The following is a 25003-nucleotide window of genomic DNA, read 5'->3' as shown; positions in this document are numbered from 1 at the left end:
GTCGTAGTGTGTCGCGGGTGACTGAGCCAGTGATCACCGCCCGCGCGCTGACCAAGCGCTACGGCACCCTCACCGCCGTCGACGGGATCGATTTCGAGATCGCGCCGGGGGAGTCGTTCGGCTTCCTCGGCCCCAACGGCGCCGGCAAGTCCACCACCATGCGGATGATCGCCGCCACCTCCACCCGCAGCGACGGCGAACTCACCGTGCTCGGCCTCGACACCAACCATCACGGCCCGCAGATCCGGGCCCAGCTCGGCATCGTCCCCCAAGGCGACCTCCTCGACGAGGAGCTCAGGGTGATCGACAACCTCACCGTCTACGGCCGGTACTTCGGCCTTCCCCGCGCCTACGTCAAGCAGCGGGCCGAGGAGCTGCTGGACTTCGCCCAGCTGAAGGACAAGCGCCTGGCACGCGTCGACGGTCTCTCGGGCGGCATGAAGCGCCGCCTCACCATCGCGCGCGGCCTGATCAACAACCCGAAGATCATGCTGCTCGACGAGCCGACGACGGGCCTGGACCCTCAGGCACGTCACGTCCTGTGGGACCGGCTGTTCCGGCTCAAGGAGGAGGGCGTGACGCTGGTGGTCACCACCCACTTCATGGACGAGGCCGAGCAGCTCTGCGACAGGCTCGTGGTGATCGACAAGGGCCGGATCGTCGCGGAGGGGAGCCCGCCGTCGCTGATCCGCCAGTACTCCACCCGCGAGGTGCTGGAGGTGCGCTTCGGGTCCGCGCGCAACGAGGAGGCCGCCCGCGTGCTGGCAGGCATCGGCGAGCGGCAGGAGGTGCTGCCGGACCGCGTCCTCATTTACGCGGACAACGGCGAGCACGCCCTTCAGGCGGTGATCGAGCGCGGGATGGAGCCGGTCACGTCGCTGGTGCGGCGATCCTCCCTGGAGGACGTGTTCCTCCGCCTCACGGGACGGAGCCTCATCGAATGAGCGCAGACGTCACCCCCCGCGCTTCCGTCATCGACCGCGGCATGGCCGCGGACCACCGCGTCGTTGCCCAATGGGGGTGGTGGGCCGTCGTCGAGCACCACCTCCACCGGATGCGCCGCTATCTGGGGACGCTGCTGGTCACCGGCATCGGCTCGCCGATCGTGTACCTGCTCGGGCTCGGCGCCGGCCTCGGCGTGCTCGTCGACGGGGGCGAGGGCATCGAGGGCGTGCCGTACCTCACCTTCATCGCCCCTGCACTGGTGATGTCGACGGCGATGCTCACGTCATCGCAGGAGAACACCTACGGGGTGTTCGGCGGATTCAAGTGGTTCAACACCTTCCCCGCCATGCGGTTGACACCGATCAGTCCGGCCCAGATGGCGGTGGGCGTGCAGGTGGCGGCGCTGCTGCGGGTGCTGCCTGTGCTGGTGTTCTACCTCGCCGCGCTGGTGCTGTTCGGGATCGCGGGGCCGCTGCGGGCCCTGGCGCTGCTCCCCGTCGGACTGCTCCTGTCGGTGGCCGTGGGGTTCGCGGTCATGGCATGGGTGGCCACGCAGAAGGATGATCGTGGCCAGCTGTCCTTCATCGAGCGGTTCGTCGTCGTGCCGCTCACCCTGTTCTCCGGCACCTACTTCCCTCTCGAGACGCTGCCCGGCTACCTCCAGCCCATCGGGTGGGTCTCCCCGCTGTGGCACGCGGCAGAGCTGGGGCGCTGGGCGATGTACGGGCAGCCTTTGACTGTCCTCATGGTGGCCGTGCACTTCGGATTCCTCGCCCTGCTCGCGGTGGTCTGCGCATGGCTGTCAATCCGGACGTTCAGGCGGAGGCTCGACGAATGACGTCCCCCGTTCAGGCTCCCGCTCCCCGTGTGCCGGCGTTCCTCGCCGGCCTCTACGGCGGCAACACCCGCTCGGTCGTCGCCCGCGGGATGAGGGTGGTCGCCCGCAACAACTGGCTGATCATCCTGACCGGCTTCTTCGAGCCCGTGTTCTACCTGCTCTCGATGGGGCTCGGCCTCGGCGCGCTGATCGGCAGCGTCGAGTTCTACGGACAGAACGTGCCCTACGCCGCCTACATCGCGCCCGCGCTGATGGCGGTCTCGGCCATGAACGGCGCCCTCTACGACTCGACGATGAACGTCTTCTTCCGGATGCGCTACGGCAAGATCTACGACCAGATGCTGTCAACGTCCCTCGGCCCCATGGACGTGGCGCTGGGCGAGATCATCATGGCGCTGTTCCGCGGGCTGCTCTACGCGTGCGGGTTCATGGTGGTGACCACCGCGCTCGGGCTGAACCTGTCCTGGACGGCTGTGCTCGCCATCCCCGCCGCCCTGATGGTGGCGTTCGGGTTCGCGGCCATCGGGCTCGCGGCCACCAGCTTCATGAAGTCGTTCCAGCACCTGGACATCGTCTACTTCGTCATGTTGCCGATGTTCCTGCTGTCGGCCACCTTCTTCCCCATCGACGTGTACCCGCAGTCCGTGCAGTGGGTGATCATGGCGATGCCGTTGTGGCACGCCGTGGACATGGTGCGCCAGCTCACCACCGGCCTGATCCAGCCGTCGATCTGGGGGCACCTGGCGTACTTCGCGGTGATGATCGTCCTGGGCACGACGGCGGCCACGCTGCGGCTGAAGGCGCTCTTCCTGCGCTGAGCCGGGGGCGGCGCCTGACCCCGATGAGCGGCGCCTCGTGGATCGGGCGTACCCTGACCTCTCGGAGAGGGTGAGCGTGGGCAACAGGGATTTCAGGATCGAAGCGAAACGGCTGACACCCCGGGAGAAGCTCGAACGCTACCGAACCCTCGTCGGCAGCCACCTGGTGAGCTTTGCCGGACTGTGGCCGACCCCGAAGGACTACGCCGGGCTGCGTTCCTCCTGGGGCAAGGACCTGCTCGCGGGCGTCACCGTCGGGATCGTCGCTCTTCCCCTCGCGCTCGGGTTCGGAGTCGCCTCCGGGGCAGGGGCGGCCGCCGGCCTCGTCACCGCGATCATCGCGGGCCTTGTCGCGGCGATCTTCGGGGGCAGTCACCTGCAGGTCTCAGGTCCCACCGGCGCCATGACGGTGGTGCTGCTGCCGGTCATCGCGAAGCATGGCGTCGAGACGGTGCCGCTGCTCGCCGTCTTCGCGGGCATCATCGTCGTGGCCATGGCATTGACGGCGGTGGGGCGCTCTGTCGAGTTCATCCCCCTCTCTGTGGTGGAGGGCTTCACCATCGGCATCGGCGTCATCATCGCGCTGCAACAACTCCCGCTCGTCCTGGGGACGGAGCGTGCGGAGGCGGAATCCACGCTGGTGTCCTCGTGGCTGACGCTCGCCGCTACAGACTGGTTGCTCGCCTGGCAGCCGCTGCTGGTGACGGTGGGTGTGATTGCGGTTCATCTGCTCGGGCACCGCTTCTTCCGGCGGTTGCCCCTCTCCCTGATCGCAATCGTCGTCGCGACGATCGCGGTGGAGCTGACCGGGGCCGACGTCCATCGAATCGGCGCCCTCCCCACAGGCCTGCCGATGCCGGCGCTGCCGCCTTTCAACGCGGCACTTCTCCAGGATCTGATCGCGCCCGCATTTGCAGTGGCGGCCCTGGCGGCACTCGAGTCACTGCTGTCAGCGCGCGTCGCCGATGGGATGCGCCCCGATCTCACTCCGACCAGCCCGGACCGCGAGCTCATGGGTCAGGGGCTCGCCAACGTCGCCTCCGGCTTCTTCGGCGGGCTTCCCGCCACCGGCGCCATCGCCCGCACCGCGGTGAGCGTGCGCTCCGGAGCGAGGACGCGGCTGGCGTCCGTCTCGCACGCGGTGGTGCTGCTACTGGTCATGCTGCTGCTGGCGCCGCTTGTCTCGCTGATCCCCATGGCGGCGCTGGGCGGCGTGCTGCTGGTCACCGCCGGTCGCATGATCAACCTGGGCCTCGTCCGGACCCTCACCGCCGTCACCCGGGCGGACCGCAACACGTTCTGGCTCACTCTGGGCGCCACCATCTTCCTCGACCTCGTCGCAGCTGTCCTCCTGGGCATCGGAATGGCGGCGCTGATGAGCCTGCGCCACATGGCCTCCTACTCCGTTGTCGCCCGCCAGCGACTGCCCACCAACACCCGCGAGGGCGACGTGGACCTGAGCCCCGAGCACGAGCACCTGCGCCCGAAGGTCGCGGTGTTCCGCGTGGACGGGGCCCTGTTCTACGGCAACGCGCGCCGTTTCGTCGACGAGGTCACGGCCGTCGAGGACGAGGTCAGCGCCGTGATCCTGCGATGCCACCGGATGACCATCCTCGATGCCTCCGGCGCCGACGCGATCAAGGCCGTGGGGCGGCAGTTCAAGGGACGCGGGGTGTCTTTCGTGGTGCAGGGGATGACCGAGTCCCAGCAACGGACGTGTCGCCTGATGAACGTGTTCGACGACGATCAGCACGTGCGCGAGCTGTCGGAGGCCGTGGAGTGGGCCGTACGGAGCCTGGCCGGGACCGGCCGCTGATCCCTGCGACCTACGGCGGGCTGCCCGCTCGCGGTAGGTTTGGAGGCGTGCCTGAACAACGTCGTTACGAGGTCCTCCCCGGCAACCACGGCTCACGAGTCAAGGTGAATGTCCGAGGCAGAGCCATCCTGAGAACGCCCCGCCTCAACCGGGGCACCGCGTTCACCCCGGAGGAGCGCCGGAACCTCGGCCTGGTCGGCCTCCTGCCGACCGGTGTCACACCCATCGATGCACAGGTCCACCGCGCTTACGAGCAGTTCCTGGAGGCGCGGCTGCCGATGGCGAAATTCCGTCGCCTCGCCGCTCTCAAGGACCGCAACACGGTGCTGTTCTACCGGCTGCTCAGCGAACACCTCGACGAGATGATGCCCATCGTCTACACCCCCACCATCGGCGACGCCATCGAGCAGTTCAGCCGGCAGTTCACCCGCCTCGACGGGGTGTTCCTGTCCATCGACTCACCTGAGGACATTGAGGAATCGCTGCGCGCCAGCGGCCGCACCGCCGACGACATCGACATCGTGGTGGTGACCGACTCGGAGGGGATCCTGGGCATCGGCGACCAGGGCGTGGGCGGGATCCTCATCTGCCACGGCAAGATGAGCCTCTACACGGCGGCGGCCGGCGTGGACCCGGACCGGATGATCGCCGTCGGGCTGGATGTGGGCACCGACAACATGGGCCTCCTCAACGACGACCTGTACCCGGGGCTGCGGCACGCCCGGGTGCGCGGCGAGCGCTACGACGAGTTCGTGGAGGCCTTCGTCGCCGCAGCCCAGCGCGTGTTCCCGCGGGCGATGATCCACTGGGAGGACTTCGGCGCGGCCAACGCCCACCGCATCCTCACCCGGTACCGCGACGAGGTGTGCACCTTCAACGACGACGTGCAGGGCACCGCCGCCGTCGTGGGGGCCGCCGCGCTGGCGGCCGTCCGGGCCAAGGGGGAGCGGCTGAGCGATCAGCGCATCGTCATCCACGGGGCGGGCACCGCCGGCGTGGGGATCGCGGACCTCATGCGCGACATGATGGCGGGCGAGGGCCTCGACGACGACGCGGCCCACCAACGCTTCTGGTGTCTGAACAGCCGCGGCCTCATCACGGACTCGTCGGCGGGCGTGCGTGACTTCCAGCGCCCCTACGCACGGGCCGCGGCGGAGGTGGCGGACTGGGACCTGGATCGGCGAGGTGCGGTGTCGCTGACCGACGTGGTGCGCAACGTGCACCCCACCCTCCTCATCGGCACTTCCGGCCAGCCGGGCTCGTTCACCGAGCACATGGTGCGCGACATGGCCGCCCACGTGCCCCAGCCCATCATCATGCCGCTGTCCAACCCCACGGCGCTGGCGGAGGCCACCCCGGCGGATCTGCTCGAGTGGACCGACGGCAAGGCCCTGCTCGCCACGGGTTCCCCGTTCGACCCGGTGCTGCGCGACGACGTCGAGTACAGCATCGCCCAGGCCAACAACGCCCTGGTCTTCCCGGGGTTGGGCCTGGGCGTGGCCGTCTGCGGCGCCACCCGGGTCACCGACCGGATGATCGCGGCGGCAGCCCAGGCCGTCGCCTCGATGGTGGGGATCCGCAGCGCGGGCGCCCCGCTGCTGCCGAGGATCAAAGACCTGCGCCGCGTGTCGGCCACTGTCGCGATCGCCGTGGCGAAGGCGGCTGCGGAGGATGGGGTCGCCAGCATCGAGCTGGAGAACCCCGTCCAGGACGTGTTCGACCGCATGTGGCAGCCGAACTACCCGGACCTCATCCTCGACTGACCGCCGGCTGGGTGAGCCGGCCGACGGGTGGCGTGGCCGTCCTCCCCGCTCCCTGGGAGGGCTGCCCGCGTAGCGGCGTGGCCGGTCTGCTCCCGCTCCCTGAGGAGGGCCGCCCGCGAAGCGGCGAGGCTTGTCTCGAAGGGTCGTGACTACCACCTCCACGCCGATCTTGTGGTCGGGTGCGGGGAGGCGTGAGTCGATGCCCGGGCGGCCGATGTCCTTGGTCTGAAGGTATCTACCGGTGTGGTCGGTGGTCGGGTTGTTGAGGCCGCCCGGGCATCGTCTCCCGTCTCCCCGCACTCGCCCTGTCTGTGGCGTGGTCCTGTCCCGGGTGCGGGCCGGCAGGGCGGCGTGGGGGCTGGGTCTGCTGAGGCGGGATGCCGGTTGGGTGATCGTCGGGTTGGGCACCGCTGCGCAGTGCCGCCCTGCCGTCCCCCACCCCTACTCTCGGGGAGCGGGACCCTCAGTGATCGAACTGCCCGCCAAGCGGCGCAGACCGCGGCGAAGCCCCTGGCTGGCATCCGGTCCGGTGTCTCGACCGACGCTCCGCCGCGGAGGCGGGACGCCAGTGTCGCCCTTCACGCTCAGTCGAGGGCAGGGTGACCGGCACTACGGGCACGTTTCCGTGGAGGCGAGCACCCCACCCTCAGCGGATCAGGGAGCTACGGCCCGCAGGTCCGGCTGTCTTGGGCCCCAGGAAGGTTGGGGCGCGGAATCGTGCCCGTAGTGGCACCCTCTGGTCGGCCCCCTGAGCGTGGAACCTCGCACTGGCGCCCCGCCTCCGCGGACTTGGGATCCACCCTGCTCAATGAAGCCAAGCTGAGCGCGGCGGACGCGTGATGGAAGCGAGCGCGGCGCTGTGGCTCGGGCTGGGTCGGGGGAGCTGTTCCTTCTTATCGTCCACAGCGGCCCTCAAGGATGGGTGGTGTCGCTGGCTCAGGCGGAGGCGATCGTCGCGGGACTGCGGAAGCTCCCGTCGCGGTTGACCGGCGCCCAGCTGGTGGAATGCCAGGAACTGATCCGGGTCCACGTCGACGCGAAACACCTCGCTCGGGAAGAGAGGGCGGCGCGTCGGGACAGGTCCCTCAGGAGGGCAGGAGGTGGTCGATCCGGTCCACGATGTAGGTGGGGCGGTGGTCCTCCGGCAGCGCCGCGACATCCTCCAGCGTCGATTCCCCAGTCAGAACCAGCGCGGATGCCATCCCGGTGTCGATGGCCATCTGAATGTCGGTATGCAGCCGGTCGCCCACCATCAGACACCGCGACACTTCCAGCCCGAGTCCCCCCAGTGCAGCCTCCAGCATCACCGGCGACGGCTTGCCCAGGCTGACGCTGCATGTCACGCCCGTGCACGCCTCGATCGCGGCGGTGATCGCGGCGCAGTCGGGTTCACCGCGACCGCCGGGGAACGGGCAGAACCGGTCCGGGTTGGTCTGGATGAGGATCGCCCGCTTGTGGAACCACAGCGCGTCGAAGGCGATCTGCAGCTTGCGGTAGTCGAAGGTGCGGTCGTAGGACGCGACGACGACGTCGATCTCGGCCGGATCCTCCGTCAGGCGGAACCCGGCCTCGGTCAGGGCACGCTTCAGCGGCTCCTCACCCACGACGAACAGCGCCGCCTCGGGGTGGTGGTCGAGCAGCCAGCGGGTGGTGGTGACGACTGTGTTGGCGATGTCCTCCAGCGGCGTCGGCAGCCCCAGCGCCTCCAGCTTGTCCTGGTACTGCTGGGGGTCCTTGGTGGGGTTGTTCGACAGGAACTTCACCACCTTGCCCTCCGCGCGCAGCCCCTCGATCAGCCGCTTGGCGCCCGGCAGCAGCTCGTTGCCGAGGTAGATGGTGCCGTCGAGGTCGAAGACGTAGGCGTCGTACCACTGGCTGGGGCTGTTGATCATTGGCTTCTCCTGGGGTCAGCGTCGACGGTGCGCGCGGATGAGTCAAGCGTGCCCCAGCCGTCGCCCCCGGCGGTCGCGGATTAGGTCGCGGCTCTGCATCGACGGAGGAAATGCTCCGCACCGTTGACTATCGCGCCGGCATGCCGCCGCGGCGTAGCGTCAGTCCTACCGAACACGAGGCTCGGCGACACACTCAACGCAGAGGTAGGGAACAACACACCATGGCGATCATCGCAGTCCTGGGAGCCGGCATCATGGCCAGCTCGCTGGCCACGCCCCTGGCCGACAACGGGCATCGGGTGCGTCTGGTCGGCACCCACCTCGACCGCGACATCGTCGACGCCATCCAGACCACCGGCATCCACCCCAACCTCGGGCTCCAGCTGCCCTCCGGCACCACCGCCTACCAGCTCGAAGACGCCGCCGAGGCCTTCGACGGGGTCGACCTCGTCATGAGTGGAGTCAACTCCTTCGGCGTGCGCTGGGCCGGCCGCCAGCTGGCCTCTCTGCTGAGGCCGGGCATGCACGTGATCGCACTGGCCAAGGGGATGGAGGCCGACGCCGAGGGCAACCTCACCATCCTTCCGCGCGTCCTGGCCGACGAGATCCCCGCCGACCTGCGCGGCCAGCTCACCTTCTCGGCCATCGCCGGCCCGTCCATCGCCGGCGAGGTGGCCATCCGCCGCCACACCTCCGTGGTGTTCACCGGCGACGACGAGGCCGCCGTCGCCATGTGGCGGGACCTGTTCGCCACAGACCACTACCACGTGTGGACCAGCACGGACTTCGTCGGCGTCGAGGTCTGCGCCGCCACCAAGAACTGCTACGCCTTCGGCGCGGGGTTCATGTCCGGCATCCTCGACGCGATGGGGGAGGAGGCGGGCAGCCGCTACGTCAACTTCAACTACGGCGCCGCGATCTTCGGCCAGGCCTCGATCGAGATGGTCGACTTCATGGACCTGCTCGGTGGACGCCGGAACACGCCCCTGGGCCTGGCCGGCATCGGCGACTGCTTCGTCACCTCGATGGGGGGCCGCAACGTCAAGTGCGGCCGGCTCGTCGGTGCCGGGCTCACGTTCAGCGAGGCCCGCGCCCAGATGCCCGGGGTGACGCTGGAGGGGGCCGCGGCCATCGTCGTCATCGGCTCGGCGCTCGTCCTCCTCACGCAACGCGGGCTGGTCTCGCCCGAGCGCTTTCCGCTGCTCCGACATCTGCACGACGTGGTCGCCTTGGACCGCCCCGTGGACGTTCCCTGGGACTCGTTCTTCGGCGCCGACGGCGCCGGCGGCTCCTGACCATCCCCCAGTCCCAACCGACACCACGAAGTGAGGTGACCACCATGAGCAGAGCCGCCCGAATCCTCGCGGAGCTGGAGTCCGAGCGATCCGTCTCCGCCGACGACCTGGCCGACAGCATCGTCGTCAGCCGCCGCACGATCGCCAACGAGATCGCCACCCTGCAGTACCTGATGGGCACCGCCGCATCGATTACCCTCACCGACGGCCGCTACCGACTGCTCATCGCCGACCCGCCCCGCTACCGGGCGGTGCGGGCGAGCGTCGCGGGGGAGCCGTCGTTCAACGACCCGGTGGTCCGGGCGTCCTACATCGTGGCCAAGCTCTTCCACGCGCTGGTGCCGGTCCGCATCGACGACCTGGCTGCCGGCATGTCGGTCAGCCGCACCACCGTCGTGGGCGACATCGCCCGGGTCCGGGACCTGGTGGCCGAATCCGAGCTCACCATCGACGGACGCCCCAACGCCGGCCTGACCCTGAGCGGCCCCGAGCTCCAGCAGCGCCTCCACGTCCTGCGGTGGCACTTCCCGATGGCCTACCCGGCCGACTCCGCGTCGGCGCGGGTCGAGCTCATGGTCCATCAGCTCGCCTCCGAGGTCCGCCTGGACAGCTCGGTGGTGCCGGAGCTGTCGCGCTGGGCCATCGTGGCTGTTGACCGCGCCCGCACCGAGCGCCGCATCGACGACCTCTCCGAGCGCTACGCCGGCCTCGCCGCGACACCCGCGCACGAGCTAGCCACAACCCTCTCCGAGCGCATCTCCGCAAGCCTCAACGTCCGCCTCGACGGCGGCGACCGCGTGTTCCTCGCCCTCCCTGTGGCGGGGATGCGAGCTCCGGAGAACCATGAGGCCGCGGAGCGGTTCGCGGTCAGCGACACGGCGGTCCTCGTCAACGACGTGCTGGCGGCGGTGCAGGCCGAGATGGAGATCGACCTGACCGACAGCGGATTCCTGTCCGAGTTCGGCCGGCACCTCGCCTACATGATCAACCGGATGCGCTACCGGATCTGGGTTGACGACGCCGGCGTGGCGAACATCCGCCACGAGTTCCCCGTGTCCTATCGGATGGCGACCGTGGCCGCCGAGGTGGTGGCCGAGCAGGTGGGCATGCCCGTCGACGAGGCCGAGGTCAGCTTCCTGGCCGCCTACTTCCAGGTGTTCCTCGAGAGCCGCAAGCGCTCCGGCGCATCGCCGCTGAGCATCGTGATCGTGGCCAGCACCGGACGCGTGACCGCAGAGCTCGTCCGCCTCCAGCTGAGCAAGCTGCTGCCCACCTCGGCGCACTTCGTCATCGTGGCACTGGCCGACGCCACGCCCGACCGGTTCGAGGGCGCGGACCTCGTCGTCGTCACAGGAGACGACGAACTCGCCTGCACGGCACCCGTCCTGCACATCACCCGGATACTGGACAGCTCGGCCCTCGAGCGCCAACTCGAGCGGCTGAAGCTGAGGCTCCCGGTGGCCGCCGCGGGCAGGCCTGGCTCCGTGATCGCCGCCTCGCTCGACGACCAGCACTTCTTCGCGCTGCCCAGCGGCACCGACTACGCCGACGCCGTCGACTTCATGACCGGCCACCTGGAGGCCCGCGGCAACGTCGAGCCCGGCTTCGGGGACCGGATCAGGGCCCGTGAGGAGGTGGCGAGGATGCAGCTCGACCCGTGGCTCGGCTTCCCCCACGCCACCCTCGAGACGCAGACCGACGTCATGCTCGCCGTCGGCGTCGTGGCCAGGGAACCCGGCGAGGAGGGGGTCCGCCTCGTGATCCTGCTGGGCGTCCCCGCCGACGCCGGCCAGAGCCACGGGATCCTCGTCCAGGTCTACGACGAGGTGCTCCGCCTCGGCGCCCGCCGCGACCTGCTCACCGAACTGTCGCGGGCCACCAGCTTCGAAGACTTCTACTACTCCATGCACACCCACACCCTCGGGGAAAGGCTCCACTGATGTTCTGGATCTTCATCATCGCCATCGGATTGTCGTGGGTGGCCCAGTCCGCCCTCTCGTTCAAGCAGGCCAAGGCGTTCTCCACGCTGTTCGTGGACATGCGCCGCCGCGGCCGCGTGGCCATGGGAAAGTTCCGCGGCGGCATCGTGCAGGGCGCCATCGTGATGTTCGGCCTCGACGACGACGGCGTCATCCTCGAGGGCCAGCGCCTCCACGGCGTCAGCGTGGTCGCCCGGTTCCGCCCCTTCGAGGACTTCACCGGTCAGCACATCTCCGACGTGGACCCCGCCGTGGCCGCACGCTTCGGGAAGTCGGTGGTCAAGGCCGTCGCCAACGCGAAGGACAACTACCGCATCATCCTGAGCGGCGAGAAGGCACCTGAGCCCCCCACCGCTCTCGCCCGCACGATCGACGCCATTTCGGCGAAGTTCCGACGGAGGCGCCCCGCGCCCATCGCCGGCTGATCCGGCCCGCTCGCCACCCACCACTTCTTCATCCGCAGGCCCACCCGTGGGTCAGCGCGCCCTCGAGGCGGCGTCCGCCGCCTCGTCCACACCCCCCTGAAAGGAGTTGAGAATGAACATTCTCGACTATCTCGTTGCGGGAGCTGAATGGTTCATCGGACTCTTCCAGACAGGCGCAGATGTGTTCCTGTCCTGGATGTCCGGGATCGTTCCGCTCGTCCTGGTGCTCCTCATCGCGATGAACGCCCTCATCGCCCTCATCGGCGAGGACCGCATCAACAAGGTCGCGGCCAAGGCCGGCAACAACCCGGTCAGCCGCTACCTCTTCCTCCCGTTCATCGGCTCGTTCTTCCTGACGAACCCGGCCGGCTTCACGCTGGGCCGCTTCCTCCCGGAGCGCTACAAGCCCAGCTACTACGCGAGCTTCGCGCAGTTCTGCCACACCAGCAACGGGGTGTTCCCGCACATCAACCCCGCTGAGCTCTTCATCTGGCTCGGCATCGCCCAGGGCATCACCGCCCTCGGACTCGGCACCGGCGAACTCGCCATCCGCTACCTCCTGGTCGGCATGGTCATGAACTTCGTCGGCGGATGGGTCACCGACTACACCACCAAGTACGTCAGCAAGCAACAGGGCATCGTCCTGTCCGATCAGGTAAAGGCTCTCCATGTCTGAGTACCGCACCATCACCGTCAGCAAGGGCCCGGGCGGCTACGGCGGCCCCCTCACCCTCACCCCCACCGAGAAGAAGAACAAGATCGTCTACATCGTCGGCGGCGGCATGAAGCCCGACGTCGTGGACCGGATCGCTGAGCTCAGCGGCGCCGAGCCCGTCAACGGCTTCACCGGCTCCGTCCCCGACGACGAGACCTTCCTCGTGGTCATCGACTGCGGCGGCTCGCTGCGGTGCGGGCTGTACCCGAAGAAGATGATCCCCACCGTCAACATCGTGCCCACCGGGAAGACCGGCCCCCTCGCGCAGTTCATCAACGAGGGCATCTACGTCTCCGCCGTCGGCTCCTCCCAGGTATCGCTTGCAGATGAGGCAGCTGTGGCCGCCATGGCGGGGGCCGGAGCCGTCGCCGCTGACGCCTCCGCCTCGGGCGCCCCGAAGGTGGCCGCGCCGCCGAAGCGCGAGGACGGCCGCAACATGAAGCTCACCGAGCAGATGGCGGCGAAGCAGAAGAAGAGCCTGCTGGAGATCATCGGCCTCGGCGCCGGACGCGTCATCTCGGTGTTCTACCAGGCCGCCCGCGAGGCCGTGCAGACGATGCTCACCACCATCATCCCCTTCATGGGTTTCGTGGCCATGATGATCGGCATCATCCAGGCCTCCGGCCTCGGTGCGTGGCTCTCGCAACTGATGACCCCGCTCGCCGGCTCCGGCTGGGGCCTGCTGGTCCTCGGCTTCATCTGCTCCGTGCCGTTCCTGTCCCCGCTGCTCGGCCCCGGCGCCGTCATCGGACAGCTCATCGGCACCCTCATCGGCGTCGAGATCGGCAAGGGCAACGTCCCGCCGCACCTCGCGCTGCCGGCCCTCTTCGCCATCAACACCCAGAACGCCGCCGACTTCATCCCCGTCGGCCTGGGCCTCGAAGAGGCCGAGCCCGAGACCATCTCCGTCGGCGTACCGTCGGTGCTGTACTCGCGCTTCATCAACGGCGTCCCCCGCGTCGCCGTCGCCTGGCTGGCCAGCATCGGCCTCTACTCGGCCTCCTGACAAGAAAAGGATCAGACCATGTCGTACACCACCACCGTCGTCGAAGTCGGCCCGGACGCACCCGAGTTCCTGGCCGAGAAGATGGCCATCACCTTCGCGGGCGATGCCCCCGAGTCGTTGCGCTCCTACTGCTTCATCATCGAGAAGGCCGAGCTCACGGGGACGCTGGCCGTCGGACAGACGGTGCGCATCGGCCCCCAGGTCTGGACCATCACCGCGCTGGGCGAGGTTGCTGAGAAGAATCTCGCCAACCTCGGGCACGTCACCCTCGTCTTCGACGGGGAGGCCGAGCCCCGCATGCCGGGCGCCGTCCACCTCACCGGCGTCGACGAGGTTCCCGCCCTGGTGCAGGGCGCGCAGCTGGTGTTCGAGTGACCAGCCAGACGCTCACCGACGCCCTCGCGCGGGCCGTCGACACCCGTGGCGCCGCGGTGGGGCGCGGGGTGCTGGCCGAATCCGGCCCGCACCTCGCCGCCCACCTGGGCACCGGCCCCTACATCGTCGTGGCCGACGAGAACACCTGGGCGGTCGCCGGGGAGCAGCTCACCTCCTCGCTGGAGGAGGCCGGCTGCGCCACGGTGGCGCCGCTGATCTTCCCCGGCACCCCCACCCTGTATGCCTCGTACGAGAACTGCGAGACCATCAAGGCCGGGATGGGGGAGGCTACCCCCATCGCGCTGGGGGCGGGGACCCTCAACGACCTGGTCAAGCTGGCCGCGTTCGAGATGGGCCGCGACTACGCCGTCGTCGGCACCGCAGCCTCCATGGACGGCTACACCGGCGCCGGCGCCCCCATGAGCGAGAACGGCGTCAAGGTCACCCGCAACTGCAAGGCCCCGGTCGTGGTCATCATGGACCTCGACGTGGTGGCCGCGGCCCCCGGCTTCCTCACCGCCTCCGGGTACGGCGACCTCGCCGCGAAGATCCCCGGCGGCGCTGACTGGATCCTCGCCGACGTCACCGGCATCGAGCCGATCGACGAGGACGTCTGGGCGATGGTGCAGTCCGGCGTTGCGACGGCACTGTCGCGGCCGGCCGCCCTGGCCGCCGGCGACGCCGACGCCTTCGAGGGCCTGGTCGAGGGCCTGTGCCTCTCCGGCCTGGCCATGCAGGCCTACGGCGGCACCCGCCCGGCCTCCGGCGCCGAGCACTACTTCTCCCACCTGTGGGAGCTGGCCCACCTGGGCGCGGACCTGGACCCGCCGCTGTCGCACGGCGACAAGGTGGCCATCGGGTCGCTGGCCATGTGCGCCTTCTACGAGGCCCTGTTGGCCCGCGACCTCACCAATCTCGACCTGCGCGCCGCCGTCGACGCGCGGCAGCCGTGGGACGAGATCGAGGCCGACATCCGGTCCACCTTCGACGGCGCGCTGGCGGACCACGCGGTCCGCGAGACCAAGGCCAAGTACGCCTCGGGCGACGAGCTGTACGACCGGCTCAAGCCGCTCGTCGACCAGTGGCCCGCCGTCGCGGACCGCCTGCGGGCCCAGCTGGTCACCACCGCCGAGCTGAGCGACAAGCTCCGCCAGGCAGGGGCGCCCTCGCGCCCGCAGGACATCGGACTCACGCCCGAGGACGTGCGGGCCACCTTCCCGCGCGCCATGTACTACCGCTCCCGCTACACGGCGCTCGACGTCGCGTGGGAGCTCGGCATCTTCGATGATCTCGTCGCCGAGGTCTTCGACCACATCTGGATCCCGAAGGAGAACACCCATGCCCAGCCGTGACGTCGCCATCGCCTCGGCGGTAGGCCTGCACGCCCGCCCAGCCAACCTGTTCGTCACCGAGGTCTCCTCCCTCGGTATCCCAGTCACCATCGCCAAGCAGGGCGGCCGCGCCGTCGACGCCCGCAGCATGCTCGGCGTGATGACGATGGGCGTCAAGCACGGCGAGGTGGTCACCCTCACCGCCGACGGCGACGGGGCGGAGGCGGCGCTGGACCGTCTCGTCGCGTTCCTCGAAGTCGACCACGACGCGCCGGCATGAGGATCCACGGCATCGGGGTGAGCCCCGGATCGGTCAGCGGCCCGGCCGTCGTCGTCTCCACCGTCCTCATCACGCCCCCGGGTGAGCGCACCGACGATCCGGCCGCGGCCGAGGCAGCCGTCGCGGAGGCGCTCGAGGCGGTCGCGGCGGACATGGAAGCCCGTGCCCAACGCGCCGACGACCACGCCCGGCCGGTCCTCGAGGCCACGGCGATGATGGCCCGCGACCCGGGTCTCCAGTTCGCGGTGGCCTCGTTCACCGGCGAGGGCCACGGCCCCGTCGACGCGCTGTACCTGGCCGTCGAGCAGTACTGCGAGCTCCTTGCGGGGCTCGACGCCTACATGGCCGAGAGGCAGAGCGACCTCCGCGACGTCTTCCAGCGTGCGGCCGCCCGGCTGCTGGGCCGCCCGGCCCCGGGGGTGCCGGAGTTCGACGAGCCGAGCATCATCGTGGCGCTGGACCTGGCGCCCGCGGACACCGCGACCCTCGATCCCGCCCGCGTGCTCGGCATCGTGACCGAGGCCGGAGGCGTCACCTCCCACACCGCGATCCTGGCGGCGCAGCTCGGCATCCCCGCCGTCGTCCAGGCCGCCGGCGTGTTGACGGCCTCCCCGGACACGCTGGGTCTTGACGGGGCCACAGGCGAGGTCATCGTCAACCCCGACGCGGGGATGGCCGAGGTTCTCGTCGCGCGCAACGAGCACCGACTCGCGCTGCAGGCCTTGTCACAGGGGCCGGGCGCCACGCGCGACGGGCACCGCGTGCAGATCCTGGCCAACATCGGCACCGCCGACGATGCGCAGCGCGCGGCGAAGGCCGACGTGGAGGGCTCCGGGCTGTTCCGCACCGAGTTCCTGTTCCTCGACCGCTCCGACGCGCCGACTGTCGACGAGCAGACGGCCACCTATACGGCCGTGTTCGAGGCGTTCACCGGTCGCAAGGTGGTGGTCCGTACCCTCGACGCGGGCGCCGACAAGCCACTGGCCTTCGCTGACCTGGGGGCCGAGGAGAACCCGGCGCTCGGAGTCCGCGGGCTCCGCCTGCAGCGCGAGCGCGACGACCTGCTCACGGACCAGCTGACCGCCCTCGCGAGGGCGCGGGAGGCCACCGGCGCCGAGGTCTGGGTGATGGCTCCGATGGTGGCCACGGCTGAGGAGGCCGGCTGGTTCGCGGCCCGCTGTCGTGACGCCGGACTCCCGACGGCGGGCACCATGGTGGAGGTCCCGGCCGCCGCCATCAGGTCCGCGCAGGTCCTGGACGCGTGCGACTTCGCCTCCATCGGCACCAACGACCTGTCCCAGTACCTGTTCGCCGCCGACCGCATGAACGGGGCCCTGGCGCACCTGCTCAGCGGCTGGCAGCCGGCTTTGTGGGACCTCATCGTCGCCACCGTCCGCGGCGCCGACGGCAAGCCGGTTGGCATCTGCGGCGAGGTGGGCGGAGACCCGCTGCTCGCCCTGGTGGCGGCCGGCGCAGGAATCTCGTCGCTGTCCATGGCCGTCGGCAAGGTGGGTTCGGTGAAGGCCTCGCTGGCCCGCCACGACCTGGACACCTGCCGGGCGATGCTCGACGCGGTGCTCGCCAGCGCCAGCCCGGAGGCGGCCCGCGCCGCCGTCGTCGAGCTGCTCGATCCGGAGGTGGCCGACGTCCTGGCCGGTCTGCGGTAGGTGATCCGCTCCACGGCGATGGCGAAGCTCAGTCTGAGCAGGCGACCGCGGTGGCAAGGGCGGCGCAAATCTCGCGCATGCGGGCATCGGAGACGCGACCTAGACGTTGGACGAGGATCGCTAGCGAGGCGCTCTCGATAGAGTCCAGGTTGACCGCCGAGCGCAGCGGCACCGGGTCGTCTCCCGGCTCGAGGAGGACTTCGCTCGGTAGATTCCTGATGGTGGTGGTGCATGGCGCGATGAGTGCCCGGCGATGGCGTGGGATCACGGCGTCGCGAGACAGGATGACGACCGGCCTGCGCCCGATCTCCGGCATCTCACACCACCACACGTCCCCGCGTGCGGGGAACTGCGTCATGAGGCCGCAACCGCCCGTCGAAAGGAGGCCAGGTCCCCCCACTCGTCTGGTTCATCGAGCGGGTGCGCGTCGTAGGCGGCATAGCTGGCGTCCACCTCTGCAGTGCGACGGCTGGCCAGCAACGCAGCGAGGGCCTCGTCGACCAGCGCCGAGTCCGGCTTTCCTGATGCCCTGCGGGCGCGCTCGAGAAGGCCGGCGTCCACGGTCGTGCTCAGTCGTGTGCGACTCATGCCACCATCATGCCACGCAGGGCAGAGAGATCGCTCACGATTCGCCGGGCAGGCTGACGCCCACCTGGCGGCGCAGCTCGTCCATGGTCGCCATCACGGCGAGCGTCTCCTCCAGCGGCAGCAGGTGAGACTCGGGCCGGCCCTCGGCGATCACCGTGGCGAGGTGCGCGGCCTGGTAACTCAGCCCCGCGTGCTCATGGATCGCCGGCTCCTCGGAGGCGGCGATCCCGCCGTCACGCCGGCGGACGGTGACCACCTGCGGGCCGTAGAAGGGGCCGGGGATCTCGAGGCGCGCGTCGTCGCCGGCGATGAACGCGCTCGTGGGGGTCAGCGCCGCGAGCGTCGTGGTGATGATCCCGTGGGCCATCGGATGCCCGGCGAAGCCGGTCAGCACCGCGGAGATCTGGCGGTCCACCCCGGTGAAGGCCTTGGTGCCGGTCGCCAGAGCGGCGCCGGGGGTGCCCAGGGCGAAGTGGGCGAAGCTGACGGGGTACACGCCGAGGTCCAGCATGGCACCGCCGGCCTTGTTCGGGTCGAAGAGGCGGAAGTCCGGGTCTCGTGGGAACCACTGCCCGTGATCGGCGAACGCCGTCTCGATCTCTCCCAGGACCCCGTCGGCCAGCACCTGGCGCACCACGTCCATGTGGGGGAGGAAACGCGTCCACATGGCCTCCATCGCGACGACGCCGGCCGCGCGGGCCGCGTCGACCACCTCGGTGGCCTCGGCGAGGTTACGGGTGAAGGCCTTCTCGACGAGCACGTGCTTGCCGGCTGCGATCGCCAGGAGTGCGTTGTCGCGGTGCTCGCTGTGGGGTGTGGCCACGTAGACGATGTCCACCTGCCCGTCGGCCACCACCGCCTCGTAGCCCACCAGGCTCCGCTCGATGCCGTGCCTGGAGGCGAAATCCGCGCCCTTCCCGGCGGTGCGGGAGCCCACCACCACCACCCGCTGCCGGGTGTGGGCGTGCAGCGCCTCGACGAAACGCTCGGCGATCCAGCCGGTGCCGAGCACGCCCCACCGCATCGGCGGCGCGTCCATCGGATCTGGTGTGCGGGGGGAGGGCAGCGTGAAGGTCATGCGCCCCAGTCAACCACCTTCAGAGGACGGTGGGGCGCGCGTCCCGGGGCGGGGTGAGGGCCGGGGTGAGCAGCAGCGCCAGCAGCGCGGCGATGGGCACCACGATCAGGGCCCAGCGGAGGCTGACGGTGTCGCCGACGATGCCGATCAACGGTGGGCCGGCGAAAAAGCCGAGCCGCATCAGCCAGGTGACGAAGGTGAGCCCGGAGCCGTGCGCCATGCCCGGGAGCTCGTCGGCGGCGTGCATCGCCGAGGGGATCGCGGTGGCGATGCCCCAGCCCGCGCAGGCGAAGCCCAGGATGGTGGTGACCGGGTGCGGGAACGCCACCGCGACACCCATGCCGACGGCGGCGATGCTCACCCCGAGGGTCACGGCCGGGCGGGCGCCGATGCGGTTGACCAGTGCGTCGCCCGTGAACCGGCCGATCATCTGCGCGCCCTGCAGCGCCACGAAGGCGAGGCCGGCCACGAAGGGGATCACCGAGAACATGCCGTCCATGTAGATGGCGCCCCACGACGCTGCGCTCTCCTCCACCAGCCCCACGGATGCCCCCAGCAGGCCGAGCGCGATGAGGCGCACCCACAGGCTCGCCGGGAGGCGGCGCTGGGGACGCACCTCGGCGGCGGCCTCCTCGTCGACGGGGGCCTGATCCTTGCCGGGCAGCAGCAGCGTGCGGGCGAAGACCGCCATCGCGCCGAAGACCACCGTCGCGATGAGGGCCTGCAGCCACAACGCCATCCCGATCTGGGCTGCGATGGAGCCCAGGATGCCGCCGCACACGGCGCCGATCGACCACCAGCCGTGGAACGAGTTGAGGATGGTGCGGCCGTACAACTTCTGCACACGCAGACCGTGCCCATTCATCGAGATGTCGGTGATGGCGTCCATCGCCGCCATGGTGGCGAGCGCTACGGAGAACAGCAGCAGTGTCGGCGCGTTGGCCACTGCGTTGAGCATGGCGATGCCGGCGATCAGCGTCACCCCGGCCACTGAGGCCGACGAGAATCGGCGGACCAGCCGGGCGGTGAACAGCCCCGCGATCAGGCCGCCCACGGGCCCCAGGCCGACGGCGACACCGAACGCCGTGTTCGACGCCTCCAGCGCCACTTTGATCTCCGGGTACCTCGGCAGGATTGAGGACCACGCCACCCCGTTGAGCCAGAACAGCAGGATGACGCCCCAACGGGCGCGCAGGACTTCCTTGGACATGGTGACTTCCGGGGAACAGGAGGGACCCGTCTCGCGCTGGACGCGCGGGGGAGGGGTGGGAGCGCTTCGATCCTGCCAGATCCCCGGCCCGTGCACCAAAGTCCGGTCGGGGCCCGACCCAGGGTAGCTGCCGGCCACGAGGGGCGGTCCCGACGGCGTGTCGTGCACGGCGTCGATAGCCTGAGCCCATGATCATGGACGTCGTTGACCTCATCCGCACCAAGCGCGACGGCGGCACGCTCACCCCGGACGAGATCGACTGGGTGATCGACGCCTACACCACGGGCGCCGTCGCGGACTACCAGATGTCGGCGCTGGCGATGGCCATCCTCATCCGCGGCATGGACCGCGACGAGATCGCCCGCTGGACCGCCGCGATGATCGCCTCCGGCGAGCGGATGGACTTCTCCAGCCTCAGCCGCCCCACCGCGGACAAGCACTCCACCGGCGGGGTCGGGGACAAGATCACGCTCCCGCTCGCGCCGTTGGTCGCGGTGTTCGACGTGGCGGTCCCGCAGCTCTCGGGTCGCGGGCTGGGCCACACCGGCGGCACGCTGGACAAGCTCGAGGCCATCCCCGGGTGGCGCGCCCAGCTGACCAACGACGAGATCTTCGCCCAGCTGGAGAGCGTGGGCGCGGTGATCTGCGCGGCCGGCTCCGGCCTGGCGCCTGCGGACAAGAAGCTCTACGCCCTCCGCGACACCACGGGCACCGTCGAGGCCATCCCGCTGATCGCCAGCTCCATCATGAGCAAGAAGATCGCCGAGGGCACCGGCGCGCTGGTGCTTGACGTGAAGGTGGGCTCCGGCGCGTTCATGAAGTCGTTGGACCAGGCCCAGGAGTTGGCCCGCACCATGGTGGACCTCGGCAAGGACGCCGGAGTCAACACCGTCGCACTGCTCACCGGCATGGACACGCCATTGGGACTCACCGCGGGCAACGCGCTCGAGGTGCGCGAATCGGTCGAGGTCCTGGCCGGCGGCGGGCCCGCGGACGTCGTCGAGCTGACGCTCGCCCTGGCCCGCGAGATGCTCGCGGCCGCGGGCAGAACCGACATCGACCCGGCGCCCGCGCTGCGCGACGGCAGGGCGATGGACGTGTGGCGCCGCATGATCGCAGCCCAGGGAGGCGACCCCGACGCCCCGCTGCCCGTGGCCGAACACCAGCACACGGTGACCGCCGGGCGCGGCGGCTACCTCACCAGGATGGACGCCTATGCTGTCGGCGTCGCTGCGTGGCGCCTCGGCGCGGGTCGCGCACGGAAGGAGGACGACGTCCAGGCCGTGGCCGGCATCGAGATGCACGCCAAGCCCGGAGACGCCGTCGCCCCAGGTCAGCCGCTGTTCACGCTGCACACCGCCACCCCGGAGCGCTTCGGCCGGGCGCTCGAGGCCCTCGACGGCGCCGTCGGCTATGCGGAAGCCGCGCCCGAGCTGCCGGGCCTCATCCTCGGGCGGCTGGACTGATCCCAGACAGTGAGAATCCGGGGACATGGCGCCCATAGCGGGCCATCTCCCCGGATTCTCACCGTTTGAGCCAGGTCAGACCTCCGTCGGCGTCCTCCCGAAGGCCGTCTCCAACGTCCGCAGCTCGTCGACGAGCTCGCGCGGCAGGCGCCAACCGAAGGTGTCGAACCAGCGTCCGATGCGCGGCACCTCGTCGCGCCACTCGCTCTCCTTGTAGGACACCACCTCGCGCAGGTCGTTCTCGTCGATCGCCAGGCCATCGACGTCGAGGCTGCCGTCCGCGGGGAGGAAGCCGATGGGGGTCTCCACCGCCTCGGTCAGGCCGTCGACGCGCTGCGCGATCCACTTCAGCACCCGGGAGTTCTCGCCGAAGCCCGGCCACATGAACCGGCCGTCGGTGTCGCGGCGGAACCAGTTGACGTAGAAGACCTTGGGCAGCAAGGCCTCGTCTGCGTGGCGTCCGATGCTGATCCAGTGCTGCACGTAGTCGGCGACGTGATAGCCGATGAAGGGCAGCATCGCCATCGGATCGCGGCGCAGCACCCCCACCGCGCCCGAGGAGGCGGCGGTGGTCTCCGAGGAGCAGGTGGCTCCCATGAAGACGCCGTGCTGCCAGGACCGTGACTGCATCACCAGCGGGATGGTGTTCTCGCGTCGGCCGCCGAAGACGATGGCGTCGAGCGGCACCCCCTGGGGGGAGTGGTAGTCCTCCGACAGGATCGGGCACTGGTCGATCGGTGTGCAGAAACGGCTGTTGGGATGGGCCGCCTTCTCGTTGGGTCGCCCGCCGACGGGGCCCGTGCCCGCGCGCCACTCGCGGCCCTTCCAGTCCGTCAACACCGCGGGCGGCTCCTTTGTCATGCCCTCCCACCACACGTCGCCCTCGGGCGTCAGCGCCACGTTGGTGAAGATGGTGTTGCCGCCCTCCAGGGAGAGCATCGCGTTGGGGTTGGTGTCATGGCTGGTGCCCGGCGCCACCCCGAAGAAGCCCGTCTCGGGGTTGGTGGCGTAGAGGCGGCCGTCTGCCCCGAAGCGCAGCCACGCGATGTCGTCGCCGAGGGTCTCGACGGTCCAGCCGGGGATGGTGGGGTCCAGCATCGCGAGGTTGGTCTTCCCGCACGCCGACGGGAAGGCCGCCGCGATGTGGTAGGCCCGGCCCTCCGGCGAGATCAGCTTGAGGATCAGCATGTGCTCGGCGAGCCAGCCCTCGTCGCGCGCCATGGCGGAGGCGATGCGCAGCGCGTAGCACTTCTTGCCCAGAAGGGAGTTGCCGCCGTAGCCGGAGCCGTAGGACCAGATGAGGCGTTCGTCGGTGAAGTGGACGATGTACTTGATCTCGTTGCACGGCCACGGCACGTCCTCCTGCCCGTCAACCAGCGGCATTCCGACGGAGTGCAGGGCGGGCACGAAGTCCGCGTTCGTCTCCTCCATGCGGGCGAGCGTCTCGGCGCCCATCCGCGTCATGATCTTCATCGAGATGGCCACGTAGGCCGAATCTGAGATCTCCACGCCGTACTTCGGGTCCTCGGCGTCCATGGAGCCCATGCAGAACGGCATCACGTACATGATGCGCCCGGCCATGCAGCCGTCGAACAGCGGCGTCATGATCCGCTTCATCTGGTCCGGGTCCATCCAGTTGTTGGTGGGTCCGGCGTTGCGCTCGTCCTTCGAGCAGATGAACGTCTGATCTTCCACGCGGGCGACGTCGTCGGGGTCCGTGCGCGCCAGGACGGAGTTGGGCTTCAGCGTCTCGTTGAGCCGGACGACGGTGCCCTTGGCCTCCAGTTGACCCACCAGCGCGTCGTACTCGGCGTCCGAGCCGTCGCAGTAGTGGATCGCCTCCGGCTTGCAGAGCCGAACGACCTGGTCGAGCCAGGCCAGGAGCTTGGGGTGGGTGGGTGCCACGCCGGTGGCGGGAAGATCGGTCCGGGTCCTCTGGCGGGTTTCGGTGGCGGTTGACATGGGTCTCCTCGTTGCGGCACTGCGTCGGAAGCGCTCGTCGTTGAGCGCTTCCACCCCAACCGTAGCCCTGGGACCGTGCGGACGTGCTGTCAGAGGGCCATCCCGATGTACTTGATCTCCAGGAACTCCTCGATGCCTTCAGGGCCGCCTTCGCGCCCCAGTCCCGAGCTCTTGACGCCGCCGAAGGGGGCCGCCGGGTTCGAGACGAGGCCGGAGTTCAGCCCCACCATGCCGGACTCGAGGCGCTCGGCCGTCGTGATCGCCTCCGTGAGGTCCTCGGCGAAGACGTAGCTCATCAGGCCGAAGTCGGTGTCGTTGGCCAGGGCAACCGCCTCGTCGACGGAGTCCACCGCGACGATCGGCGCCACCGGGCCGAAGATCTCCTCCCGGAAGCACCGCGACGAGGGGGCCACGTCGGCCAGCACCGTCGGCTGCATGAAGTGGCCCGGCCCGTCGACGCGCGCCCCGCCCACGACCACCCGGGCGCCGTCCTCGACGGCCTCCCGGACCATCGCCTCCACGTCGTCCAACGCAGACGCGGAGACCAGCGGCCCCACCTCGACCCCGTCGGCCAATCCGTCACCCACGCGCATGGCGCCCACCCGGGCGGCGAGCTTGACCGTGAACTCCTCCACCAGGCCGCGGTGCACGATCATCCGGTTGGCCGCCGTGCAGGCCTGGCCGATGTTGCGCATCTTCGCCACCAGCGCACCCTCGACGGCGCGGTCCACGTCCGCGCTCGGCAGCACCAGGAACGGCGCGTTGCCTCCGAGCTCCATGGACGTCTTCAGGACGTTCGCCGACGCCTGCTCCAGCAGCTTTACGCCCACGCTGGTGGACCCGGTGAAGGTCAGCTTCCGCAGCCGTCGGTCGGCGATCATGGGGCCGGTGGTGGCCGAGGCCGACGACGACACGAAGCAGTTCACCACCCCGGCCGGCACTCCCACCTCATCGAACACGTCCATGAGCAGCAGCGACGTCAGGGGTGTCAACTGGGCGGGCTTCAGCACCGCGGTGCAGCCGGCCGCCAGCGCCGGCCCGAGCTTGCGGGTGGCCATCGCCAGCGGGAAGTTCCAGGGCGTGATCGCCAGGACCGGGCCCACCGGCTGCTTGGTGGTCAGCAGGCGCTGCCCGCCGACGGGGGCGACGGTGTAGCGCCCGTGGATGCGCGGGGTCTCCTCGGCGAACCACCGGAGGAACTCGGCCCCGTAGGTCACCTCGCCGCGCGCCTCAGCCAGAGGCTTGCCCATCTCCCGGGTCATCGTCTCGGCGAACTCGTCTGCCCGCTCAATGATCCGTGCCCAGGCGGCCCGCAGCAGCTCGCCCCGGAACCGGGGCTCGGTGGCCGCCCACCCGGCGGCGGCGTCGGCGGCGGCGTCCAGGCATGCCATCGCGGTCGCGGCATCCGCGTCGGCCACCTTGGTGAGCTCCTCGCCGGTGGCGGGGTTCTCGACGCTCAGCGTGGCCTCGTCGTCGGTGAACCGGCCGTTGATGTAGTGGGTGGTGCGTAGCGCTGTCCAGGTCATCTCCGAGTCCCTCCGTAGCCCGTCACCC

22 protein-coding genes are annotated in these 25003 nt (G+C 69.9%); 15 read left to right on the top strand and 7 right to left on the bottom strand.

Features of this window, described 5'->3' with window-relative positions:
* Positions 1-8: 8 nt before the first annotated feature.
* From H5398_RS04560 to H5398_RS04540, 5 genes are all read left to right on the top strand, one after another.
* Positions 9-944: an ABC transporter ATP-binding protein gene (locus H5398_RS04560; protein ID WP_370586049.1), complete on the top strand. Its 936-nt coding sequence runs from the start codon at positions 9-11 to the stop codon at positions 942-944.
* Positions 941-1783 carry an ABC transporter permease gene (locus H5398_RS04555; protein WP_182799165.1) on the top strand — a complete coding sequence of 281 codons (843 nt, stop codon included), beginning with the start codon at positions 941-943 and terminating at the stop codon, positions 1781-1783. Before H5398_RS04560 ends, H5398_RS04555 begins: the two co-directional genes overlap by 4 nt.
* Entirely contained in the window at positions 1780-2601 is an 822-nt protein-coding gene (locus H5398_RS04550; protein ID WP_182799164.1) for an ABC transporter permease, read from the top strand. Before H5398_RS04555 ends, H5398_RS04550 begins: the two co-directional genes overlap by 4 nt.
* A 76-nt stretch (positions 2602-2677) precedes the next feature.
* The gene (locus H5398_RS04545) at positions 2678-4417 is read left to right on the top strand and encodes a SulP family inorganic anion transporter (RefSeq protein WP_220489124.1); all 1740 of its coding nucleotides are present in this window, start codon (positions 2678-2680) and stop codon (positions 4415-4417) included.
* A gap of 47 nt (positions 4418-4464) precedes the next feature.
* Positions 4465-6180 carry an NAD-dependent malic enzyme gene (locus tag H5398_RS04540; RefSeq protein ID WP_182799163.1) on the top strand — a complete coding sequence of 572 codons (1716 nt, stop codon included), beginning with the start codon at positions 4465-4467 and terminating at the stop codon, positions 6178-6180.
* A gap of 1085 nt (positions 6181-7265) precedes the next feature.
* Here the strand turns inward: H5398_RS04540 and H5398_RS04535 are convergent.
* Positions 7266-8072 carry an HAD-IIA family hydrolase gene (locus tag H5398_RS04535; protein ID WP_182799162.1) on the bottom strand — a complete coding sequence of 269 codons (807 nt, stop codon included), beginning with the start codon at positions 8070-8072 and terminating at the stop codon, positions 7266-7268.
* Between the two features lie 221 nt (positions 8073-8293).
* Between H5398_RS04535 and H5398_RS04530 the strand changes: the two genes are divergently transcribed.
* The 9 genes from H5398_RS04530 (at position 8294) to ptsP (ending at position 17145) form a co-directional block, all read left to right on the top strand.
* Positions 8294-9367, top strand: coding sequence for a 2-dehydropantoate 2-reductase N-terminal domain-containing protein (locus tag H5398_RS04530; RefSeq protein WP_182799161.1), 1074 nt, complete (start codon positions 8294-8296; stop codon positions 9365-9367).
* Between the two features lie 44 nt (positions 9368-9411).
* Positions 9412-11307 carry an HTH domain-containing protein gene (locus H5398_RS04525; protein ID WP_182799160.1) on the top strand — a complete coding sequence of 632 codons (1896 nt, stop codon included), beginning with the start codon at positions 9412-9414 and terminating at the stop codon, positions 11305-11307.
* Entirely contained in the window at positions 11307-11771 is a 465-nt protein-coding gene (locus H5398_RS04520) for a transcriptional regulator GutM (RefSeq protein ID WP_182799159.1), read from the top strand. Before H5398_RS04525 ends, H5398_RS04520 begins: the two co-directional genes overlap by 1 nt.
* Positions 11772-11883: 112 nt before the next feature.
* Positions 11884-12447, top strand: coding sequence for a PTS glucitol/sorbitol transporter subunit IIC (locus H5398_RS04515; RefSeq protein ID WP_182799158.1), 564 nt, complete (start codon positions 11884-11886; stop codon positions 12445-12447).
* Entirely contained in the window at positions 12440-13492 is a 1053-nt protein-coding gene (locus H5398_RS04510) for a PTS glucitol/sorbitol transporter subunit IIB (protein WP_182799157.1), read from the top strand. The genes H5398_RS04515 and H5398_RS04510 overlap by 8 nt, the downstream gene beginning before the upstream one ends.
* Positions 13493-13510: 18 nt before the next feature.
* On the top strand, positions 13511-13867 hold the full coding sequence (locus H5398_RS04505) for a PTS glucitol/sorbitol transporter subunit IIA (protein WP_182799156.1): 357 nt from the start codon (positions 13511-13513) through the stop codon (positions 13865-13867).
* On the top strand, positions 13864-15219 hold the full coding sequence (locus H5398_RS04500; RefSeq protein ID WP_182799155.1) for a sn-glycerol-1-phosphate dehydrogenase: 1356 nt from the start codon (positions 13864-13866) through the stop codon (positions 15217-15219). The genes H5398_RS04505 and H5398_RS04500 overlap by 4 nt, the downstream gene beginning before the upstream one ends.
* Positions 15206-15478, top strand: a complete 273-nt coding sequence (locus H5398_RS04495; protein WP_182782098.1) for an HPr family phosphocarrier protein — start codon at positions 15206-15208, stop codon at positions 15476-15478. The genes H5398_RS04500 and H5398_RS04495 overlap by 14 nt, the downstream gene beginning before the upstream one ends.
* A complete protein-coding gene (ptsP, locus tag H5398_RS04490; protein ID WP_182782099.1) occupies positions 15475-17145 on the top strand; it encodes a phosphoenolpyruvate--protein phosphotransferase in 1671 nt (556 codons plus the stop codon). Before H5398_RS04495 ends, ptsP begins: the two co-directional genes overlap by 4 nt.
* Positions 17146-17173: 28 nt before the next feature.
* Here ptsP and H5398_RS04485 read toward each other — a convergent pair whose 3' ends face one another.
* The 4 genes from H5398_RS04485 to H5398_RS04470 are packed head-to-tail and all read right to left on the bottom strand — an operon-like array spanning position 17174 to position 20021.
* Positions 17174-17503 carry a type II toxin-antitoxin system PemK/MazF family toxin gene (locus H5398_RS04485; RefSeq protein ID WP_182799154.1) on the bottom strand — a complete coding sequence of 110 codons (330 nt, stop codon included), beginning with the start codon at positions 17501-17503 and terminating at the stop codon, positions 17174-17176.
* Positions 17500-17733: a DUF2191 domain-containing protein gene (locus tag H5398_RS04480; protein WP_182782100.1), complete on the bottom strand. Its 234-nt coding sequence runs from the start codon at positions 17731-17733 to the stop codon at positions 17500-17502. Before H5398_RS04480 ends, H5398_RS04485 begins: the two co-directional genes overlap by 4 nt.
* 34 nt (positions 17734-17767) lie before the next feature.
* Positions 17768-18811 (bottom strand): Gfo/Idh/MocA family protein, encoded by a 1044-nt coding sequence (locus tag H5398_RS04475; protein ID WP_182799153.1) that lies wholly within the window; start codon positions 18809-18811, stop codon positions 17768-17770.
* 19 nt (positions 18812-18830) lie between these two features.
* Positions 18831-20021 (bottom strand): MFS transporter, encoded by a 1191-nt coding sequence (locus H5398_RS04470; RefSeq protein WP_182782102.1) that lies wholly within the window; start codon positions 20019-20021, stop codon positions 18831-18833.
* Positions 20022-20209: 188 nt separating this feature from the next.
* Between H5398_RS04470 and H5398_RS04465 the strand changes: the two genes are divergently transcribed.
* A complete protein-coding gene (locus tag H5398_RS04465) occupies positions 20210-21487 on the top strand; it encodes a thymidine phosphorylase (protein WP_220489122.1) in 1278 nt (425 codons plus the stop codon).
* 75 nt (positions 21488-21562) lie between these two features.
* Here the strand turns inward: H5398_RS04465 and H5398_RS04460 are convergent, their stop codons facing one another.
* Together H5398_RS04460 and H5398_RS04455 are read right to left on the bottom strand one after the other, a co-directional pair.
* On the bottom strand, positions 21563-23449 hold the full coding sequence (locus tag H5398_RS04460; protein WP_182799152.1) for a phosphoenolpyruvate carboxykinase (GTP): 1887 nt from the start codon (positions 23447-23449) through the stop codon (positions 21563-21565).
* 89 nt (positions 23450-23538) lie between these two features.
* A complete protein-coding gene (locus H5398_RS04455; protein ID WP_182799151.1) occupies positions 23539-24975 on the bottom strand; it encodes an NAD-dependent succinate-semialdehyde dehydrogenase in 1437 nt (478 codons plus the stop codon).
* Between the last annotated feature and the right edge of the window lie 28 nt (positions 24976-25003).

The organism is Tessaracoccus sp. MC1679, from assembly GCF_014164775.1.
Classification (GTDB): Bacteria; Actinomycetota; Actinomycetes; order Propionibacteriales; family Propionibacteriaceae; genus Arachnia.
Note: the sequence above shows the minus strand (reverse complement) of the source record. Positions and strands in the feature narration are given on the sequence as shown.